The organism is Microcoleus sp. C2D2 (genome assembly GCF_036702495.1).
Lineage (GTDB): Bacteria > Cyanobacteriota > Cyanobacteriia > Cyanobacteriales > Microcoleaceae > Microcoleus.
The window spans coordinates 1-1144 of sequence record NZ_JAUBTO010000413.1 but is presented as its reverse complement, the minus strand read 5'-3'; the positions used below and the strand labels follow the sequence as shown (position 1 = coordinate 1144).

At 43.7% G+C, this 1144-nt stretch carries 1 protein-coding gene; it reads left to right on the top strand.

Features of this window, described 5'->3' with window-relative positions; all coding sequences use genetic code 11:
• Window positions 1-52: 52 nt before the first annotated feature.
• Window positions 53-1144 (top strand): group II intron reverse transcriptase/maturase (ltrA, locus tag QUB61_RS39585; RefSeq protein WP_333136960.1); only part of this gene is annotated, 1092 nt, incomplete at its 3' end.

Here is a 1144-nt window from a genome sequence, read left to right as displayed (position 1 = left end):
GACTTCCAGCGGGTCTTCAACGGTAAATCTCACGTAAAGGAATCGAACCAACGTGGAAGATAGAGTCAGCAATGACATCAGAACGAAAGAACCGCTCAAGGAATGGGCATCCATTAATTGGAAGCTCATCAAAAAGCGCGTCAGAAACCTGAGACAGAGAATCTACCGAGCAGCCCAGGACGGTCAGTTTAATAAGGTCAAAAGCCTCATGAAACTGATGCTTCGCAGTTACTCCAACCTGCTATTGTCAGTGCGAAGAGTCACTCAAGAAAACAAAGGGAAACAGACGGCTGGCATTGATGGTCAGACGGCTTTAACTCCAGAGGAAAGAGTGAAATTGGTCAGAGAAATTCAGGAAAATACCTTATGGAAAGTCCGCCCAACTAAAAGGGTATACATACCGAAAGCCAACGGAAAACAAAGACCATTAGGTATCCCGACAATCAAAGACCGAATAGCACAGGCAATTGTCAAGAATGCCCTAGAACCAGTCTGGGAAACCAGATTTGAAGCCCAGTCCTATGGCTTCCGCCCAGGCAGAAGTTGCCATGACGCAATTGAGCAGACATGGATAAGACTAAACGCTCAGGGAAATGACAGATGGATATTGGACGCAGATATAAAAGGGGCGTTCGACAATATTAGCCACGAATACCTGCTCAATGCCATAGGAGAAATCCCTGGTAAAGAGCTAATCAAACAGTGGTTAAAAGCAGGATATGTAGAGGCGGAAATATTCCACGATACAGAAAGCGGAACGCCACAGGGAGGGATTATAAGTCCCCTTTTGGCAAATATAGCTCTCGACGGAATGGAAAAACTCCTAAGCCAACATAAAAAGACGAAGGAGTACAAATATACCGACTCAAAAGGTAGAAAAAGAACGGAGAGGGAACACAAACCAAAATATGGGTTTGTTCGTTACGCTGATGACTTCATCATCACCGCAGAAAATCGTGAGAATTTGGAAGCCATTAAACCCATCGTAGAAGAATGGCTAAATCAAAGAGGTCTAAAACTCAATTCGGATAAAACCAAAATTACTCAGATTACTGAGGGATTCAATTTTCTAGGGTTCAATGTCCGACACTACAAGGGTAAGTGTCTCATCAAGCCGCAAAAAGAGAAGGTCAAAGAATTCTTA